The organism is Pantoea sp. Seng (genome assembly GCF_009829935.1).
GTDB lineage: Bacteria > Pseudomonadota > Gammaproteobacteria > Enterobacterales > Enterobacteriaceae > Pantoea > Pantoea communis.
In genome coordinates this window covers 256,353-272,279 of the sequence record NZ_SZZV01000004.1, presented here as the reverse complement: position 1 = coordinate 272,279, position 15,927 = coordinate 256,353, and the positions used below count along the sequence as shown (strand labels likewise).

15 protein-coding genes are annotated in these 15,927 nt (G+C 55.2%); 8 read left to right on the top strand and 7 right to left on the bottom strand.

The features are described from left to right. Window positions 1-49 precede the first annotated feature (49 nt). Entirely contained in the window at window positions 50-1,645 is a 1,596-nt protein-coding gene (locus tag FD737_RS05925) for an ABC transporter substrate-binding protein (protein WP_160832966.1), read from the top strand. Between the two features lie 54 nt (window positions 1,646-1,699). Here FD737_RS05925 and FD737_RS05920 read toward each other — a convergent pair whose 3' ends face one another. Beyond that, window positions 1,700-2,626, bottom strand: coding sequence for a LysR family transcriptional regulator (locus FD737_RS05920; protein ID WP_160832965.1), 927 nt, complete (start codon window positions 2,624-2,626; stop codon window positions 1,700-1,702). 148 nt (window positions 2,627-2,774) lie between these two features. On the opposite strand from FD737_RS05920, the gene FD737_RS05915 reads away from it, so the two are divergent. Both FD737_RS05915 and FD737_RS05910 read left to right on the top strand, forming a co-directional pair. Continuing rightward, window positions 2,775-4,196 carry a M20 family metallopeptidase gene (locus tag FD737_RS05915; RefSeq protein WP_160832964.1) on the top strand — a complete coding sequence of 474 codons (1,422 nt, stop codon included), beginning with the start codon at window positions 2,775-2,777 and terminating at the stop codon, window positions 4,194-4,196. Next, window positions 4,193-5,467, top strand: a complete 1,275-nt coding sequence (locus FD737_RS05910; protein WP_097117078.1) for an MFS transporter — start codon at window positions 4,193-4,195, stop codon at window positions 5,465-5,467. Before FD737_RS05915 ends, FD737_RS05910 begins: the two co-directional genes overlap by 4 nt. 163 nt (window positions 5,468-5,630) lie before the next feature. Here FD737_RS05910 and aldA read toward each other — a convergent pair whose 3' ends face one another. From aldA to FD737_RS05895, 3 genes are all read right to left on the bottom strand, one after another. Continuing rightward, a complete protein-coding gene (aldA, locus tag FD737_RS05905; protein ID WP_160832963.1) occupies window positions 5,631-7,067 on the bottom strand; it encodes an aldehyde dehydrogenase in 1,437 nt (478 codons plus the stop codon). 198 nt (window positions 7,068-7,265) lie between these two features. Then, window positions 7,266-7,364: a YoaK family small membrane protein gene (locus tag FD737_RS05900; RefSeq protein WP_141399000.1), complete on the bottom strand. Its 99-nt coding sequence runs from the start codon at window positions 7,362-7,364 to the stop codon at window positions 7,266-7,268. A gap of 14 nt (window positions 7,365-7,378) precedes the next feature. Continuing rightward, the gene (locus FD737_RS05895) at window positions 7,379-7,702 is read right to left on the bottom strand and encodes a hypothetical protein (RefSeq protein WP_097117080.1); all 324 of its coding nucleotides are present in this window, start codon (window positions 7,700-7,702) and stop codon (window positions 7,379-7,381) included. 366 nt (window positions 7,703-8,068) lie between these two features. Between FD737_RS05895 and rhaT the strand changes: the two genes are divergently transcribed. Then, window positions 8,069-9,106, top strand: a complete 1,038-nt coding sequence (rhaT, locus tag FD737_RS05890) for an L-rhamnose/proton symporter RhaT (RefSeq protein ID WP_097117081.1) — start codon at window positions 8,069-8,071, stop codon at window positions 9,104-9,106. A 44-nt stretch (window positions 9,107-9,150) separates the two neighbouring features. Here rhaT and rhaR read toward each other — a convergent pair whose 3' ends face one another. Then, window positions 9,151-10,017, bottom strand: coding sequence for an HTH-type transcriptional activator RhaR (gene rhaR, locus FD737_RS05885; protein ID WP_160832962.1), 867 nt, complete (start codon window positions 10,015-10,017; stop codon window positions 9,151-9,153). Window positions 10,018-10,031: 14 nt separating this feature from the next. Continuing rightward, window positions 10,032-10,853, bottom strand: coding sequence for an HTH-type transcriptional activator RhaS (gene rhaS, locus FD737_RS05880; RefSeq protein ID WP_097117082.1), 822 nt, complete (start codon window positions 10,851-10,853; stop codon window positions 10,032-10,034). Window positions 10,854-11,142: 289 nt separating this feature from the next. Here rhaS and rhaB point away from each other — a divergent pair, with 289 nt between their 5' ends. Genes rhaB through rhaM form a run of 4 tightly spaced genes read left to right on the top strand, consistent with a single transcriptional unit; the run spans window position 11,143 to window position 15,021 of the window. Next, window positions 11,143-12,624 carry a rhamnulokinase gene (rhaB, locus tag FD737_RS05875; RefSeq protein ID WP_160832961.1) on the top strand — a complete coding sequence of 494 codons (1,482 nt, stop codon included), beginning with the start codon at window positions 11,143-11,145 and terminating at the stop codon, window positions 12,622-12,624. After that, complete coding sequence (locus FD737_RS05870) at window positions 12,608-13,864, top strand: L-rhamnose isomerase (RefSeq protein ID WP_097117084.1); 1,257 nt, start codon at window positions 12,608-12,610, stop codon at window positions 13,862-13,864. Before rhaB ends, FD737_RS05870 begins: the two co-directional genes overlap by 17 nt. A 10-nt stretch (window positions 13,865-13,874) precedes the next feature. Next, complete coding sequence (rhaD, locus tag FD737_RS05865; protein WP_097117085.1) at window positions 13,875-14,717, top strand: rhamnulose-1-phosphate aldolase; 843 nt, start codon at window positions 13,875-13,877, stop codon at window positions 14,715-14,717. Next, window positions 14,707-15,021, top strand: coding sequence for an L-rhamnose mutarotase (gene rhaM / locus FD737_RS05860; RefSeq protein WP_097117086.1), 315 nt, complete (start codon window positions 14,707-14,709; stop codon window positions 15,019-15,021). Before rhaD ends, rhaM begins: the two co-directional genes overlap by 11 nt. Before the next feature lie 86 nt (window positions 15,022-15,107). Here rhaM and FD737_RS05855 read toward each other — a convergent pair whose 3' ends face one another. Beyond that, the gene (locus FD737_RS05855) at window positions 15,108-15,761 is read right to left on the bottom strand and encodes a TetR/AcrR family transcriptional regulator (protein ID WP_097117087.1); all 654 of its coding nucleotides are present in this window, start codon (window positions 15,759-15,761) and stop codon (window positions 15,108-15,110) included. Window positions 15,762-15,927 lie beyond the last annotated feature (166 nt).

Sequence of the window (15,927 nt, the reverse complement as noted above, 5' to 3'; positions counted from 1 at the left end):
AATACATACCGATGCGGGCTCATGGAAGTCAACAAAAACGAGGATCACAATGAAAAAGATGATGGCAAAGTTCACACTCAGCGCGTTGTGTTTAGCGGTAGCAGGCGGGGTATCGGCAAAAACGCTGGTTTACTGTTCTGAAGGTTCTCCTGAGAATTTCAACCCACAGCTGTACACCTCGGGAACCAGTGTGGATGCCAGCGCAGTGCCGATTTTCAATCGCCTGGTAGACTTCAAGCCCGGCACCACAGAACTGGTGCCAAGCCTGGCTGAAAGCTGGGATATCAGCCCGGACGGCACGGTATACACGTTTCACTTACGCAAAGGGGTTAAATTCCAAAGCAACAAACTGTTTAAACCCTCGCGCGACCTGAATGCCGATGATGTGATCTTCTCGTTTATGCGTCAGATGGATCCCAAAAACCCCTACCACAACGTCTCCGGTGGCAACTACAGCAATTTCGATAGCCTGGAACTGGCGAAGCTGATCAAGAATATAGAGAAAGTGGATGACAATACGGTGCGCATCACGCTGGCGCATGCGGAAGCGCCGTTCCTCGCGGATTTGGCCTGGTACTTCGCCTCCATTCACTCTGCGGAGTATGCCGATCAGATGCTGAAGGCCGGTACGCCAGAAAAAGTGGACATGGAGCCGATCGGCACCGGGCCATTTGAGCTGGTGCAATATCAAAAAGACTCCCGCATTCTCTACAAAGCCTTCCCGGATTACTGGCAGGGCAAAGCGAAACTGGATCGCATTGTCTTTTCCATCACCCCAGATGCCTCAGTGCGCTATGCCAAGCTGGAAAAAAACGAGTGCCAGATTATGCCGTTCCCTAATCCGGCCGATCTGGAAAAAATGCGCACCAATCCTGACCTGACGCTGGAACAGAAATCGGGACTCAACACCGGTTTCCTGTCGTTCAACACCACTAAAGCGCCGCTGGATAACGTTAAAGTCCGCCAGGCGCTGGCGATGGCGATTAACAAGCAGGCGATAATTGACGCGATCTTCAAAGGCACCGGCACGGTGGCGAAAAATATTCTGCCGCCGGATGTCTGGAGCGCCGACAAGGATTTGAAAGATTACGATTATGATCCGCAGAAAGCCAAAGCGTTGCTGCAGGAAGCGGGCATAAAACCCGGCACCGAAATCTCACTGTGGGCGATGCCGGTACAGCGTCCTTACAACCCGAATGCGCGACGAATGGCAGAGATGATTCAGGCAGATTGGGCGCAGGTGGGCATTAAAGCCAACATCGTCAGTTATGAGTGGGGTGAATACCTGAAGCGCGTGAAGGGCGGCGAGCATCAGGCGGCGCTGATGGGCTGGACCACGGCGACTGGCGATCCGGATAACTTCTTCGGCCCGCTCTACAGCTGCACCTCGGCCAATGGCGGCTCCAACTCCTCCAAATGGTGCTATCAGCCGTTCGAGAAGATCATCACCGAAGCACGTGCTGAGCAAAACCATGACAAGCGCGTCACCCTGTATCTCGAAGCGCAGCAGATGATGCATGACCAGGTGCCTGCCGTGATGATCGCCCATTCGACAATTTTCGAGCCGGTGCGCAAAACGGTGAGCGGATATACCGTCGATCCGTTTGGCAAACACATTTTCTATCCGGTCGATATTAAGGATTGATGATGGCAGCGGGCAATCCAAAGGCGGCCCGCTAGATTGCCAAAATCCTGGCGATTATGGCTTCCAGCGTTGACGCAACGGCTCTTCCAGCGCGTTCATTTGCTGCAGTAAAAACGTCATAAACACATTCAGGGCGGCACTGCGAGGTCGCCCTGATTGCGCCTGTAGCTGCAGGTTGCGCTGACTCAACTGATCAATACCCACAGAACGTAATATCAAGCCGTGCGTTTCCGCCTCTTGCAGCACGGTAAAGGCGCTGCAAATGGTCAGGGCCAGCGGTGTACGCAGCAGGAAGTGGAACAGCGTTGAGAAGGTATCGCAGGTGATCACCGGTTCAATCAAATTGCCGCTCATATGGCTCGCCAGCTCAAACAGCTGGCGCACCGTGGTGTTTTGTTGCGGCAACGCCAGCGGATAGTGGCTGACATCGTTCAGGGTCACGTGTGTTGCGCTAGCCAGCGGATGGCTCTGATGCATCACCAGCAGCACCGGCGCTGGCCAGGAACCGATCACCTCCACACCGCGTTCAGCGTGCAGGCTAAATTGCAGTGCCAGATCGCATTCACCACTGCGCAATAACTCGGCGACACCTTGCGTACTCGCCACTTTGATATCAAACAGCACGCCGGGATTATCCTCACGGAAGGCGGCAATCATGCGCGGCAGCAGCGTAAAGGCCAACCCATCGGTACAGGCCACGCGAATCAGCGTGCGTCGTACGGCCTTTAATCCTTTGATTTCTGCCAGCGCGTATTCCATCTCCAGCATATTTTTGCGCACGTGATGGGCGTAAATTTCACCGGCTTCATTCAGCACCATACCGCGCGCATGGCGATCGAACAGCGGTACGCCGACCTGATTTTCCAGTCGCTGGATCTGCCTGCTGATGGCCGACACCGCCACAAACAGCTGTTCACTGGCCGCGCTGAGCGAACCGGTATTGGCAACAGCCAGAAAATAGCGGATCTCGTTGCTTATCATGCGAATGCCTCATGCTGGTGCATGCCTCGAAATTGGGCAGCGGAGCTTTGCCAAAAAAGCAAATCATACTCGACAAATTGATAATTGTGGCAAAGCAAGGTTTCCGCAAAGATGACAAAACCAAAATACCAATAAAAGACATGCAAACATGACAGCACAACAAGCGGTACAACAAGCCACCGCCTGGTTCGACAGCGGGGAATTTCAGGAAACACTGGCCCGACGCGTGGCACAGCGCACCGAAAGCCAGCGCCAGGATCGCGACAACGAATTACAGCGTTACCTGCAGGATGAAATTGGCCCTCAGCTGATCGCACTGGGGTTTACGCTGCACTTTATCGATAACCCTGAAGCCGCTCATCGCCCCTTCCTGGTGGCGGTGCGCATCGAAGATCCGTCACTGCCGACCTTGCTGAGCTACGGCCATGGCGATGTGGTGTTCGGCGATGACGAAAACTGGCGCGAAGGCCTATCGCCGTGGCAGTTGGTGGAAGAAGGCGATCGCTGGTACGCACGCGGCAGCGCGGATAACAAAGGTCAGCACTGCGTTAACCTTGCTGCGCTGGAGCAGGTATTTAAAGCACGTGGTGGACGACTCGGATTCAACTGCAAAATGCTGTTTGAGATGGGTGAGGAGATCAGCTCACCGGGTCTGGCTCAGCTGTGCCAGCATCATGCTGAACTGCTTAAAGCCGATCTGTTTATCGCTTCTGACGGCCCGCGTCTCAATGCGGTGCGCCCAACCCTGTTCCTTGGCTCCCGGGGTGCGGTCAACTTCCGTCTCACCGTCACCGCGCGTGACAACGCCTATCACTCAGGTAACTGGGGCGGCTTATTGACCAATCCGGGTACTCAACTCGCCAACGCCATTGCTTGTCTGGTGAACGAAAGGGGCGTGCTGCAGGTTGATGCGCTGAAACCTGACTCTCTCACTCAGCAAGTGCGCGACATCCTCAGCGACATCGAAGTGGGCGGGATGCCAGGTGACCCAGAGATTGATCCCACCTGGGGCGAGCCGACGCTTTCTCCGACAGAAAGACTCTACGGCTGGAATACACTGGAAGTCCTCGCGTTCCTGACCGGCAATCCTGAGCGTCCGATGAATGCCATTCCCGGTGCAGCCACGGTGGTGTGCCAGTTGCGCTTTGTGGTCGGTACCGATTGGGAAAACCTGGCACAGCATGTTAGCGAGCACCTGGCGAAGCACGGTTTTGGCTACGTAAAAGTGGAGTTTATGCGCGGCTCACCGGCGACGCGACTCGATCCTACCGATCCGCTGGTGGATTGGGTGCTGGCGAGCATGGCAGAGACCAGCGGCAAAAAACCGGCGCTGCTGCCGAATCTGGGCGGTTCACTGCCCAACGAAGTGTTCTCAGACATTCTCGGCCTGCCAACCTTGTGGGTGCCGCACTCCTACCCGGCCTGCGGTCAGCATGGCGTCAACGAACATATGCTGAAGTCGATTGCGCGTGAAGGTCTGCAAATTATGACCCGACTGCTGTGGGATTTGGGCGAGCAGGGCAGCGAGCTGGTGGCTAAACACCGTCAGCACGCAGGAGGTGCTGCATGAGTACGCTTAACACGGCTGCCCCATTGAGCAGCACCAAACCAAATCTGCACAAAACGCTGTTTGCCACCTGTATCGGTAATGCACTGGAGTGGTTTGATATTGCGGTGTACGGCTTCTTTGCCAGCTACATTGCCCATGCGTTCTTCCCCACCAGCGATCCCTCGGTCTCTTTGCTGCTGACCTTTGGTAGCTTCGGCGTCTCCTTCCTGATTCGTCCGTTAGGCGCGATTGTGCTGGGTAACTATGCCGACCGCCACGGGCGTAAAAAGGCGCTGCTGCTATCCATTAACCTGATGATGCTGGGCGGCGCGGTGATCACCTTTATGCCGAGCTACGGCACTATTGGTTTGATTGCGCCGTTGCTGATTCTGCTGGCGCGTTTGGTACAGGGCTTCTCAGCGGGTGGCGAATTCGGTAGCTCAACGGCGTTTCTGGTCGAGCATTTCCCGGAGCGCAGGGCGTTTATCGCCAGCTGGCAGTTTGCCACGCAAGGCGCGAGTACGCTGCTGGCCTCGGCGTTTGGATTGGGGTTGACGCAGATCCTCACGGAGAGCCAGATTCAGGATTGGGGATGGCGTATCCCGTTTGCCTTCGGTCTGCTGATTGGTCCGTTGGGGATCTACATCCGCCGCCATGTGCATGAGCCTGCCAGTTTTGAAGCGCAAGCGCCGGAGGCCGCACCGTTGAAACGTCTGTTCGGGCGTCAGAAGGAGCTGATGCTGCTGGCGATTGGCCTGATGGTGATCTCCACCGCAGTAAACTACATGCTCAACTACGTGCCAACTTACGCCACCAAAAACCTGCATCTGCCAGGTTCCGCCGCGTTCACTGCGACCTTGCTGGCAGGGGTGATCCTGACGGTGGTGACGCCGCTGATGGGCTTACTGGCGGAGCGTGTTGGCCGCGTGCCGTTGATGTGGGGCTCGCTGATCCTGTTGATCATCACTATCTATCCAGCGTTTAAGCTGGTGGTGAATCACACCACGCCGACCACCTTGATTATTCTGGTGTGCTGGATGGCGTTGCTGAAATCGATCTATTTCTCGACGGTACCGTCGGTGATGGCCGACTTGTTCCCAATTGGTACTCGCGCCAGTGGGATGGCGATCAGCTATAACGTCGCGGTGACGGTGTTTGGTGGTTTTGCACCGCTGATTTGTACGCTGCTGATCACTGCCACCGGCACCAGCCTGGCACCCGGTTATTACCTGATGGCGATGTCGGTACTAAGTGGATTAGCCTTGCTACGCAGCCAGAAGCGTATCGCTTAAAAGCGGTTGAGCGGATTAGTTTGCCCCCCTATCTAAAGGCGAAGAGCTTAGGCATACCGGAGCTGCGCATTCCATTGCGCAGCCTGAAGAAATGCGCCAGTTATGGCGCGACTTCACCTCATGACGATACCTGGCTGGTAACCTATTCAGCCAGGTATTTCACTCAGGAGAACTGCAAATACACCACGTGGGTCTGCAGATACTCTTCCAGTCCGTGACGTCCATCCGCACCACCAATACCCGATTTGCGCCAGCCTGCATGGAACCCTTGCATCGCCTCGAAGTTCTCGCGGTTGATGTAGGTCTCACCAAACTTCAACTGACGCAGCGCAATCATCGCCGTGTTCAGATTTTGCGTGTAAATCGAAGAGGTCAGGCCATATTCACAATCGTTAGCAAGCGCGACGGCTTCATCAAGGGTTTTAAAGGTCATCACTGGTAATACCGGACCAAAGATCTCTTCACGCATGATCTCCATCTCCTGACGCACACCGGTAATAATCGTCGGTTCGAAGTAGAACCCTTTATCACCGGCGCGTTTGCCGCCCAGCACTACTTTTCCGCCTTCAGACACTGCTTTGGCGACTTTCTGCTCCACGCGTTCCAGCGCGGCGGCGGTGATCAGCGGGCCCATGTCGATATCGGTTTGTTCGGCCGGGTTGCCAAACTTCACCTGCTTCATTGCGGCAGTCAGAGCGGTGATAAAGCGATCATAAATGCCTTCCTGGACATACACGCGTTCCGCACAGTTGCACACCTGTCCGGTGTTGATCACGCGTGAGCTGACAATCGCCTTCACAGCTAGATCCAGGTCTGCATCATCCATGACAATCGCGGGGGCTTTGCCGCCGAGTTCCAGCGACACCTTGGTGACATTTTTCGCTGCGGATTGCATGGTGGCAATGCCCGCGCCGACGCTGCCGGTCAGGCTCACCAAACCGACTTTCGGGTTCGCCGCCAGCTCCTGACCGACTTCAGGACCATAACCAAACACAAAGTTGATCACGCCCTTCGGCAGGCCAATCTCATGCACAATCTGCGCGAAAATCGCCGCGTTGTTAGGGGTGAGCTCACTGGGTTTGATGGCAATAGTGTTGCCGGTAATCAGCGCCGGAGCGGCTTTACGCGCAATCAGGAAGAAGGGGAAATTCCACGGCAGGATACCGGTGGTGACACCGATGGCTTTCTTAAATACAAAGATATTTTCATTTGGGCGATCGCTATTGACGATTTCACCTTCATAACGACGCGCCCATTCGGCCATGTAATCCAGATAATCGGCAGTGAAAAGCACTTCAGTTTGCGCCAGCCCCTGCGTTTTACCGCCTTCCGCCACAATCGTGGACGTCAATTCGGGTTCACGCTGGCGGATACCGGCGGCAATTTTACGCAACCAGTTGCCGCGTTCTACTGCGGGCAACGCTTCCCAGCCGGGTTGTGCAGTTTCTGCTGCCGCAATTGCCTGTGCTGCATCTTGCTGAGTGCCTTGCGGCACGCGAGACAGCAGCGCTTCAGTCGCCGGATTGATGACCTCAATCCATTTATCGTTCTGATCGTTTACAAACGCGCCATTAATGTAATGTTTATGGTGTGTTGTCATCTGTAGGGTCTCCGCGATCGGTTTCGTTATCAGGGTGTGAATCGAGAGTGAAACAGATCAAGGTGTAGCACCTTTTTGTCAGTGCCAGAGCGGATGACGAGATGGCAGAGAAGGGAAGAACGGTACGACAGACGCAGCATTCCTGATGAAATGCCGCGTATTCAGCGTGTTAGCTAATCATCCTTTTCAGCAAAAATATCAGGAGCCCGGCACCGCCGCGCCGCTGGCGATAAACCAGGCGAGGAAACTGACGCCAGCAATGATGATGGCAATAGGGAAGAGCAGTCCGATTTTCATAATTATCCTGATCGTTAAGCGAGTTGAACAATGGCGCGATGGGTTTTCATCATACTGAACAGCTGGAATTGGCTGGCGTCATCCACCTCGCGCAGATGTTCGCCTTTCTGATACCGAATGCGGTGAACATGCCCGAGTTGACGCCACACCACGATGGCCGAAGCCAGCAGGGCGCAGTTCTCTTCGCTCTGGATGCAGTCAAGTGTGGCGTAACGTTCTTCATCCAATCCATTAATGAACACGTTTAACGCCTGGGGCGGCACAATGGCGCGGATATCATCCAGCATCACGCGGCTCACCTGCTGCGACAACAGCAGCGTCAACCTTTTGCTATTCATCTCATTCCTTCGTTGCGATGATTTTTCCAACGTTATACGGAGTTCGCCACGTCGGGGAAAGCTCATCGGGCGGCTTTGCGTGACTGCCATGTTAAACAGCAGGCTGGCAGTCAGTCAAAAACTGTGTCGATCAACACAACAAAAATAAAAAATATCCTCAATAATAAGTCACTTATAGAAATCAGTCAGAATGTTGCCTGCAAATGCGATTTTGTGATCCTCATGTTCAAGACCCGCCGAATTTTGCCAGCAGCGCGCGCTTTCCGGCAGCCATCCAAAGGCTGAAGAAAAGCTGCGCACCGTAGACTGCTGCTAATCGGGAAACTATCGGTTTCCTGTGGGCCTCAACCTTACGAAGGAATAACAATGAACAGTGCCATTCTTGCCGGTATTTTATGGCATCTGGTGGGTGCCGCCAGTGCCGCATGTTTTTATGCTCCGTTTAAGCAGGTAAAAAAGTGGTCATGGGAAACAATGTGGTCAGTGGGCGGCGTGATGTCGTGGCTGATTCTGCCATGGGCGGTCAGCGCCGTGCTGCTGCCCAACTTCTGGGCCTATTACGGCAGTTTTAGCTTCTCGCAACTGCTGCCAGTGTTTCTGTTTGGTGCCATGTGGGGCGTCGGAAATATTAACTATGGCCTGACCATGCGTTATCTCGGCATGTCGATGGGCATTGGTATTGCCATTGGTATCACCCTCGTGGTGGGCACCTTGATGACGCCGCTGTTGCAGGGACGCTTTGTTGAGCTGTTCAGCTCGCCAGGCGGACGTATGACGCTGCTGGGTGTGCTGGTGGCGTTGGTGGGTGTGGCGATCGTTTCGCGTGCCGGTTTGTTGAAAGAGCGTGCGCTTGGCATCAATGCGGAAGAGTTTAATCTCAAGAAAGGACTGGTGTTGGCGGTGTTGTGCGGCATCTTCTCCGCCGGGATGTCGTTCGCGATGGATGCGGCAAAACCGATGCATGAAGCTGCTGCCAATCTGGGTATCAACCCGCTGTACGTGGCATTGCCAAGTTATGTGGTGATCATGGGCGGCGGTGCGCTGGTCAACCTGGCCTATTGCTTTATCCGTCTGGCGATCAAACCTGAACTGTCGGTGCGCCGTGACTTCTCAGTGGCGAAACCGATGCTGATCGCTAACGTGGCCTTCGCCGTGCTCGGCGGCACCATGTGGTATCTGCAGTTCTTCTTCTATGCCTGGGGCCACGCGAAAATCCCTCCGCAATACGACTTTGTCAGCTGGATGCTGCACATGAGCCTGTATGTGCTGTGCGGTGGTTTGGTGGGTCTGGTGCTGAAAGAGTGGAAAGCGGTGGGGCAGCGTCCGGTTCGCGTGCTGTCGCTGGGTTGCGTGGTGATCATCATTGCCGCCAACATCGTCGGATTGGGCATGGCCAACGGCTAATGAATTGGCCGCTTTAGAACAAGCCTGACGCGCGGCAAGGTGCGTCAGGCTTTTATTTTGTCGCTCAGTGAGGCGTGCTGAGGAAGAAAACGCTGGCGCCAGGCGCTGGGTGTCAAACCGGTATCCCGCGTAAACACCACCGAGAAGTAATTGCTGTCATCAAAGCCGCAGCGAGCGGCCACTTCACTGATTAAACAATCCTGCGTGCGTAACAAATATTTTGCCTGGCACAGTTGCAGCTGCCGTAAATAGTGGCCCACCGTCATGCCGGTTTGCTGACGAAACAGCTGCTTCAGTGCACGCTCATTTAATTCATTTTGCTGGCAAAAATGGGCCAGGTCGAATGGGCGGTGCAGTGCACCCTGTAAGGCAGACATCAGTAAATCAAGCTGTTCACCCTCCGGCAGCGCCCATGGACGGTCGGCGGCATAACCATGCCGACGCAAGATCAGTGCCAGCTGCAGAAACAGGGCTTCAGAGAGCTGGATCGACAACGAATCGCTTTTACGGCTCTCCCGCTCCAGCTGGCTGATCACGCCACGCGCCAGCGCCATGCCGCGCGTGGTTAAGCGCCAGCAGCTGGGTGCATCATCGTCCTGCGGGGGCAGCAGTTGGCTCCAGTCCAGACTCAGACGAAAGCGATCGCGGCAGTAAAGAATGTTATCCAGCGCCAAATCGTTGACGCTGTCATAGCTGTGGCAATCGTTGTCGCGGATATAGAACACATCGCCGCAGGTAATCAACCACGGGCGTTCGTTGAGCACGTGCAAGCCGTTGCCGCGCCAGACGATCACAATTTCACTGAATTCATGACGATGCGGGGGGAAGGAGGGTTGAGGCATGCGTTCGGCCACCGCAATCGGCAAATTGGTGGCCGGGAAATAGTCTTCGCGCGTCAAAATCAGCGACATGGGAACCACTCCAGTTACATCATCTGCTGGCGCTCCGCTCGGGGCGCGCAGCCAAATTCCCGCCGAAACAGCGTGGAGAAGTGGTTGCTGTCACCAAATCCGCACTGATAGGCGATGTCCGTTATGCGCATATCACTATGGCGCAGTAGATGCCGGGCCTGCAATAATCGCAGACGATTCAGGTAGCGCTGCGGCGTATTGCCGGTTTGCTGCTTCATCTGGCGATGCAGGGTGCGCAGCGAAAGCGAGAAGCGATCGGCCAGCGCATCCCATTCAATATCTTCACTGTAGTGCTCATTGAGCCAGTCAAGCAACCGATGCAGACGCGCTTCCTGATCCTGCGCCTGATCGTTGTGACCCGCCTCGCGCAGCAGCACCAGCAGTTGCAAAAACAGCTGCTCCTGATGCGCCTGTCGCTCCAGCGACCAGACCTCCTGCTGTTTCATCTGCGTCACAATCTGCAGCGCCTGCGCCATCACCTTGTGATTGATACGCCAGTGCGACAGATAGTTGCCGTTTTCATCACCGGGCAGCAATGACTGTAAACCAGAGAGAAAACGAAACGCTGCCGGGCTGCGGTACAGCACATTGGTCAGGCACAAATTCTCGGTTTGTTCATACAGATGGCGATCGTGATCGCGTACAAAGCACACGCAACCGGCGCACAGGGTCTGCGGCTGGCCGTTAAACACGTGAATACCGGAACCTTGCTCAACCAGCACGATTTCGTGGAAATCATGATGATGCTCGGGAAAGGCCTGCTGCGGCACGCGCGGCTCAATAGCAATCGCGTAGTTTCCTTCCGGAAAGAAATCAGCACTGTGCAGAACGGTCATGATGCGCCTCTCGATTAACAATTTTGTAACCGAGTCTACGCAGGCGCTGTGCACCTTACCTTGAAATTTAAACCGCACAGCGCAGGAAAATGGCGAATTATTCAAGATCGGCCAAGTGATTGATGGAATTGCGGTAAAGCTCACAACTCTGTTGTTCCCCGGTTCTGTGAGCTTTCTCACGATCATCTTTGCCAGCCTGCCATCGACTATCACGCGCTGGCAGTAAGGGGAAGGTGGCAAAGCGCCAGTATTCATACGCTAAAGCCATCTCATCACAGGAAGAAACGCCATGAGTATGCGTAACATTGTTGCCATTGATTTAGGCGCATCCAGCGGGCGCGTGATGCTCGCACAATGGACCTCTGCTAACCAGCGCATCACCCTGCGTGAAGTGTGCCGTTTTGCCAACCAGCGTGTTCGTCGCACCGGTTATGACTGCTGGGATCTCGACAGTCTGGAGCAGGCGATTCGCGCAGGGCTGGCGCAGTTAGATGATGAGGGCATCGTGCCGGACAGCATCGGCATTGATACCTGGGGCGTGGATCTGGTGCTGCTGGATGCCAACGGCGAACGGGTGGGCGAAACGGTCAGTTATCGTGACTCGCGCACCGATGGATTGATGGCGCAAGCGATCAATGAGCTGGGCAAAGCCGCCATTTACCAGCGCACAGGTATCCAGTTTCTGCCCTTCAATACCCTGTATCAGATGCGTGCGCTGCACCAGCAACAACCGGACTGGCAGGCACAGGTCAAACATGCGCTGATGATCCCGGATTATCTGCATTACCGTCTGACCGGCAATATGAACTGGGAGTACACCAACGCCACCACCACGCAGCTGCTCAACATTGACACCGGCGAGTGGGATCGCGAGTTGCTGGCGTGGGCGGGGATTGATGCCGACTGGTTTGGCAAACCGACTGCGCCGGGCAACACCGTGGGCAACTGGGTTAACGTCAGTGGTAAAAAGATCCCGGTGGTGGCCGTCGCCACCCACGATACCGCCAGCGCGGTATTGGCCACGCCGCTGATGCAGGATGATGCCGCTTATCTCAGTTCTGGCACCTGGTCGTTAATGGGCATAGAAAGTCTGCAACCCTGCGTCAACCGCACGTCGCTCGACGCCAATATCACCAACGAAGGTGGCGCGGAAGGCTATCGGGTGTTGAAGAACATCATGGGACTGTGGCTATTACAGCGCGTATGCAGCGAATTGCACATCTCAGATCTCTGCGCATTGATTGACGAAGCAAAAAATGAATCCGCCTGTCGTGCCCTGATCAATCCTAATCATACGCGTTTTATTAATCCCGCCAGCATGGTGCAGGAGATTCAGGATGCCTGCGCTGAGCAGCATATGCCGATTCCACAAAGCCCTGCAGCGCTGGCACGCACCATTTTCGACAGCCTGGCGCTGCTGTATCGCCAGGTGATAGGCGAACTGGGCACCCTGCGCGATAGCCCCATTCGCCAACTGCATGTGGTCGGCGGCGGCAGTCAGAACCCATTACTGAACCAACTCTGTGCCGATGCCTGCGAAATGCCCGTACTGGCCGGCCCCATTGAAGCCTCAACGCTGGGTAATGTCGGCTGCCAGCTGATGGCGTTGGGTGAACTGCGTGATGTGGCCGAATTGCGTCGCTGCATCGATAAAAATTTCCCGTTAGAAACGTTTGCACCTCAGAACGCCAGCATCTTTGCTGCCCACCAGGCACGCTTTGCGGCACTGAGCCAACCTGCTAAGGAACTTGCATATGACAAAGCTGATTGAACAAGCCTTTGAACTGGCGAAACAACGCTACGCGGCGTTGGGTATTGATGTGGACCAGGTAATGACCCAACTGGATGGCATCCCGGTGTCGATGCACTGCTGGCAGGGGGATGATGTTCGTGGCTTTGAAAACCCGAATGGCGAACTGACGGGCGGTATTCAGGCCACCGGCAATTATCCGGGACGCGCTCGCAACGCGGATGAGCTGCGTGCGGACATAGAAAAAGCCATGTCGCTGATCCCCGGCACTAAACGCCTCAACCTCCACGCCATTTATCTGGAAAGCGATTCGCCAGTTGAACGCGATGCCATTGAGCCGAAGCACTTTAGCGGCTGGGTAGAGTGGGCGAAATCCAACAAATTAGGACTGGATTTTAACCCCAGCTGCTTCTCACACCCGCTGAGCGCCGACGGCTTTACGCTTTCCCATGCTGATAAAGGGATTCGCCAGTTCTGGATCGACCACTGCAAAGCCAGCCGCCGTATTTCAGCGCACTTTGGTGAACAGCTGGGAACCCCATCGGTGATGAACATCTGGGTGCCTGATGGCATGAAAGATCTCACCATCGATCGTCTGGCACCGCGCGAGCGTCTGGCCAGCGCGCTGGATGAAGTCATCAGCGAGAAGCTCGACCCGCGTCATCATATCGATGCGGTGGAAAGCAAACTGTTTGGTATCGGCGCGGAGAGTTACACCGTGGGCTCCAACGAGTTTTGCCTCGGCTATGCCGCCAGCCGTCAAACGGCGCTGACGTTAGACGCCGGACATTTCCATCCTACCGAAGTGATCTCCGACAAGATTTCCACCGCCATGCTGTACGTGCCGCGCCTGCTGTTACATGTCAGCCGCCCTGTACGCTGGGATAGCGATCACGTGGTGCTGCTCGATGATGAAACGCAGGCCATCGCCACTGAGATCGCCCGCCACAAACTGTTCGACAAAGTGCATATCGGCCTGGACTTCTTTGACGCCTCGATTAACCGCATCGCAGCCTGGGTGATTGGCACCCGCAACGCCAAAAAAGCGCTGCTGCGCGCACTGCTGGAACCCAGCGATCAGCTGCGAAAATGTGAGCAGGAAGGGGACTACACCGCGCGTCTGGCACTGCTGGAAGAGCAGAAATCTCTGCCATGGCAGGCGGTCTGGGAAGCCTGGTGTCTGCGACATGATGTGCCCGCCGATGCCAGCTGGCTGAGCGAAGTGCGTCATTATGAACAACAAACATTGCGTCTACGATAAGGGATCTACCATGCAAAATATTCTCTCTTCTTCATTCGTTCAGAACATGGTGAAGGCGACCAGTGATATGTGGCTGAAAGGCTGGGATGAGCGCAATGGTGGCAATGTCAGCCTGCGTTTGCTGCCGGAGGAAGCGCAGGCCTGGTCAGCTGATTTTTATGCCGAACCGCGCTGTATTGAGTTAACCCAACCGGCGCCGGCGCTGGCCAATGATTGGTTCCTGGTCACCGGTTCTGGCAAATTCTTCCGTAACGTTCAACTTGATCCCGCCGACTGTCTGGCGCTGTTACAGGTGGACGACAAAGGGCTGTCGTACAAAATCCACTGGGGTCTGAGCAACGGCGGGTTGCCGACCTCGGAACTGGCGGCGCATTTCCAGTCGCATAGCGTGCGCAAGCAGGTTTCCAATGGGGCTGACCGCGTGATTATGCACTGCCATGCCACCAATTTTATGGCGTTGAGTTACGTAGTGAATCTGGATTCCGCCCGTTTCACGCGCTTGCTATGGGAAGGCAGCACCGAATGTCTGGTGGTGTTCCCGGATGGCGTCGGTATCCTGCCGTGGATGGTGCCGGGAACCGATCAGATTGGTCAAGCCACTGCCGATGCCATGGCATCACACAGCCTGGTGATGTGGCCGTTCCACGGCATTTTCGGTGCCGGTCCGAATCTGGATGAAACTTTTGGACTGATCGACACGGCCGAGAAGTCTTCAGAAGTGGTGGTCAAAGCCTTGTCGATGGGTGGGATTCGCCAGAGCATCACCACCGAACAGCTGGTGGCACTGGGAGAACGCTTCGCCGTCAAACCGTGGCAAGCGGCATTGGATGCGGAGCGCAGTGATGTTGCGTAAAGCCTTTGTGATGCAGGTGCATGCGCACTGTCATGATGAATATCTGCGTCGCCATTCACCGATCTGGCCTGAGCTGGAACAGACGTTGAAAACTCACGGTGCGCACAACTATGCGATTTGGCTGGATGCGGAGCGTAATTTGTTATTCGCCAGCGTGGAGATAGAGTCGGAAGCACGTTGGGAGGCGGTCGCGAACACGGAAGTGTGCCAGCGTTGGTGGGCATCGATGAAAGATTTGATGCCATCGAATGCGAACAATAGCCCGATCAGCCAGGTGTTAAAACCGATGTTTTTTATGCCTTAAGGATTTCAAACATTACACTTTGGTGCAAGTCAGGGGCGGCCTGGAGGTCGCACCTGACTGCAAAGTTATAAAACATCGTCAGCAGGCTATGACGCGTTCAACGCGCAGTAGCCTGCCAGAGCGGGCCAGATGGCCATCTGCGTATCGACTATTCCATCGAGATCGTCACGGCTTGCGCCTTCACGGGCGCGCACTGACATGCCCTGCAACACGCAGGCCAGATAGCTGGCCAACGTACCGCTGTTGGCACACTGCGGCAATTCGCCACGCTGTTGCCGGACATCCAGAAATTGCTGCAAAGCCCGTTCCTGTGCATGGTGCTGCTTAGCCAGCATCTGTGCAATCTCGTCTGAGCCTGAAGAGAGCGCACTGGAGGTGCAGATAAAGAAACAGCCAGCGGGCTTATCGCACTCGGTAAAACAGGCTGCAGTAGCACGAAAATAGGCCTCAATCGCGGCTTTGACATCGAGTGTTTCATCCTTAAGCACCTGATTACGCTGCGCGCTGAAGGTATCGATGTAGCGCTGCATTGCTGCGCGGAACAAGCCTTCCTTATTCTCAAACTCCGCGTAAAGCGTCGGCGCTTTCGCCCCCGTCGCGTTCACCAAATCTGACAGCGAGGTGCCTTCATAACCGTGTGCCCAAAACAACATTAACGCTTTATCCAGCGCATCGTTGCGATCAAACACTTTGGGGCGACCACGCGTTTTGCGATTAAGCGTGTCGGTCATTTGCGTCATAGGGACACCTCACTGCATGAAGAACATGTGATTAAATTACCGATCGCTAACTAAATATGCAAGCGCAGCCGACATTCCCTCTCATTCACTTTGCCCGTTTGTGCTTTACCTGCGGCACAACACTCAAATCGATAAGTGAAAAAGGGCGCTAAAGCCCATAATCACG

What these genes read in the sequence shown, in the direction of transcription:
- FD737_RS05925 (WP_160832966.1), top strand. Translation starts at nt 50, where the DNA reads ATGAAAAAGATGATGGCAAAGTTCACACTCAGCGCGTTGTGTTTAGCG.
- FD737_RS05920 (WP_160832965.1), bottom strand. Translation starts at nt 2,626, where the DNA reads ATGATAAGCAACGAGATCCGCTATTTTCTGGCTGTTGCCAATACCGGT.
- FD737_RS05915 (WP_160832964.1), top strand. Translation starts at nt 2,775, where the DNA reads ATGACAGCACAACAAGCGGTACAACAAGCCACCGCCTGGTTCGACAGC.
- FD737_RS05910 (WP_097117078.1), top strand. Translation starts at nt 4,193, where the DNA reads ATGAGTACGCTTAACACGGCTGCCCCATTGAGCAGCACCAAACCAAAT.
- aldA (WP_160832963.1), bottom strand. Translation starts at nt 7,067, where the DNA reads ATGACAACACACCATAAACATTACATTAATGGCGCGTTTGTAAACGAT.
- FD737_RS05900 (WP_141399000.1), bottom strand. Translation starts at nt 7,364, where the DNA reads ATGAAAATCGGACTGCTCTTCCCTATTGCCATCATCATTGCTGGCGTC.
- FD737_RS05895 (WP_097117080.1), bottom strand. Translation starts at nt 7,702, where the DNA reads ATGAATAGCAAAAGGTTGACGCTGCTGTTGTCGCAGCAGGTGAGCCGC.
- rhaT (WP_097117081.1), top strand. Translation starts at nt 8,069, where the DNA reads ATGAACAGTGCCATTCTTGCCGGTATTTTATGGCATCTGGTGGGTGCC.
- rhaR (WP_160832962.1), bottom strand. Translation starts at nt 10,017, where the DNA reads ATGTCGCTGATTTTGACGCGCGAAGACTATTTCCCGGCCACCAATTTG.
- rhaS (WP_097117082.1), bottom strand. Translation starts at nt 10,853, where the DNA reads ATGACCGTTCTGCACAGTGCTGATTTCTTTCCGGAAGGAAACTACGCG.
- rhaB (WP_160832961.1), top strand. Translation starts at nt 11,143, where the DNA reads ATGAGTATGCGTAACATTGTTGCCATTGATTTAGGCGCATCCAGCGGG.
- FD737_RS05870 (WP_097117084.1), top strand. Translation starts at nt 12,608, where the DNA reads ATGACAAAGCTGATTGAACAAGCCTTTGAACTGGCGAAACAACGCTAC.
- rhaD (WP_097117085.1), top strand. Translation starts at nt 13,875, where the DNA reads ATGCAAAATATTCTCTCTTCTTCATTCGTTCAGAACATGGTGAAGGCG.
- rhaM (WP_097117086.1), top strand. Translation starts at nt 14,707, where the DNA reads ATGTTGCGTAAAGCCTTTGTGATGCAGGTGCATGCGCACTGTCATGAT.
- FD737_RS05855 (WP_097117087.1), bottom strand. Translation starts at nt 15,761, where the DNA reads ATGACGCAAATGACCGACACGCTTAATCGCAAAACGCGTGGTCGCCCC.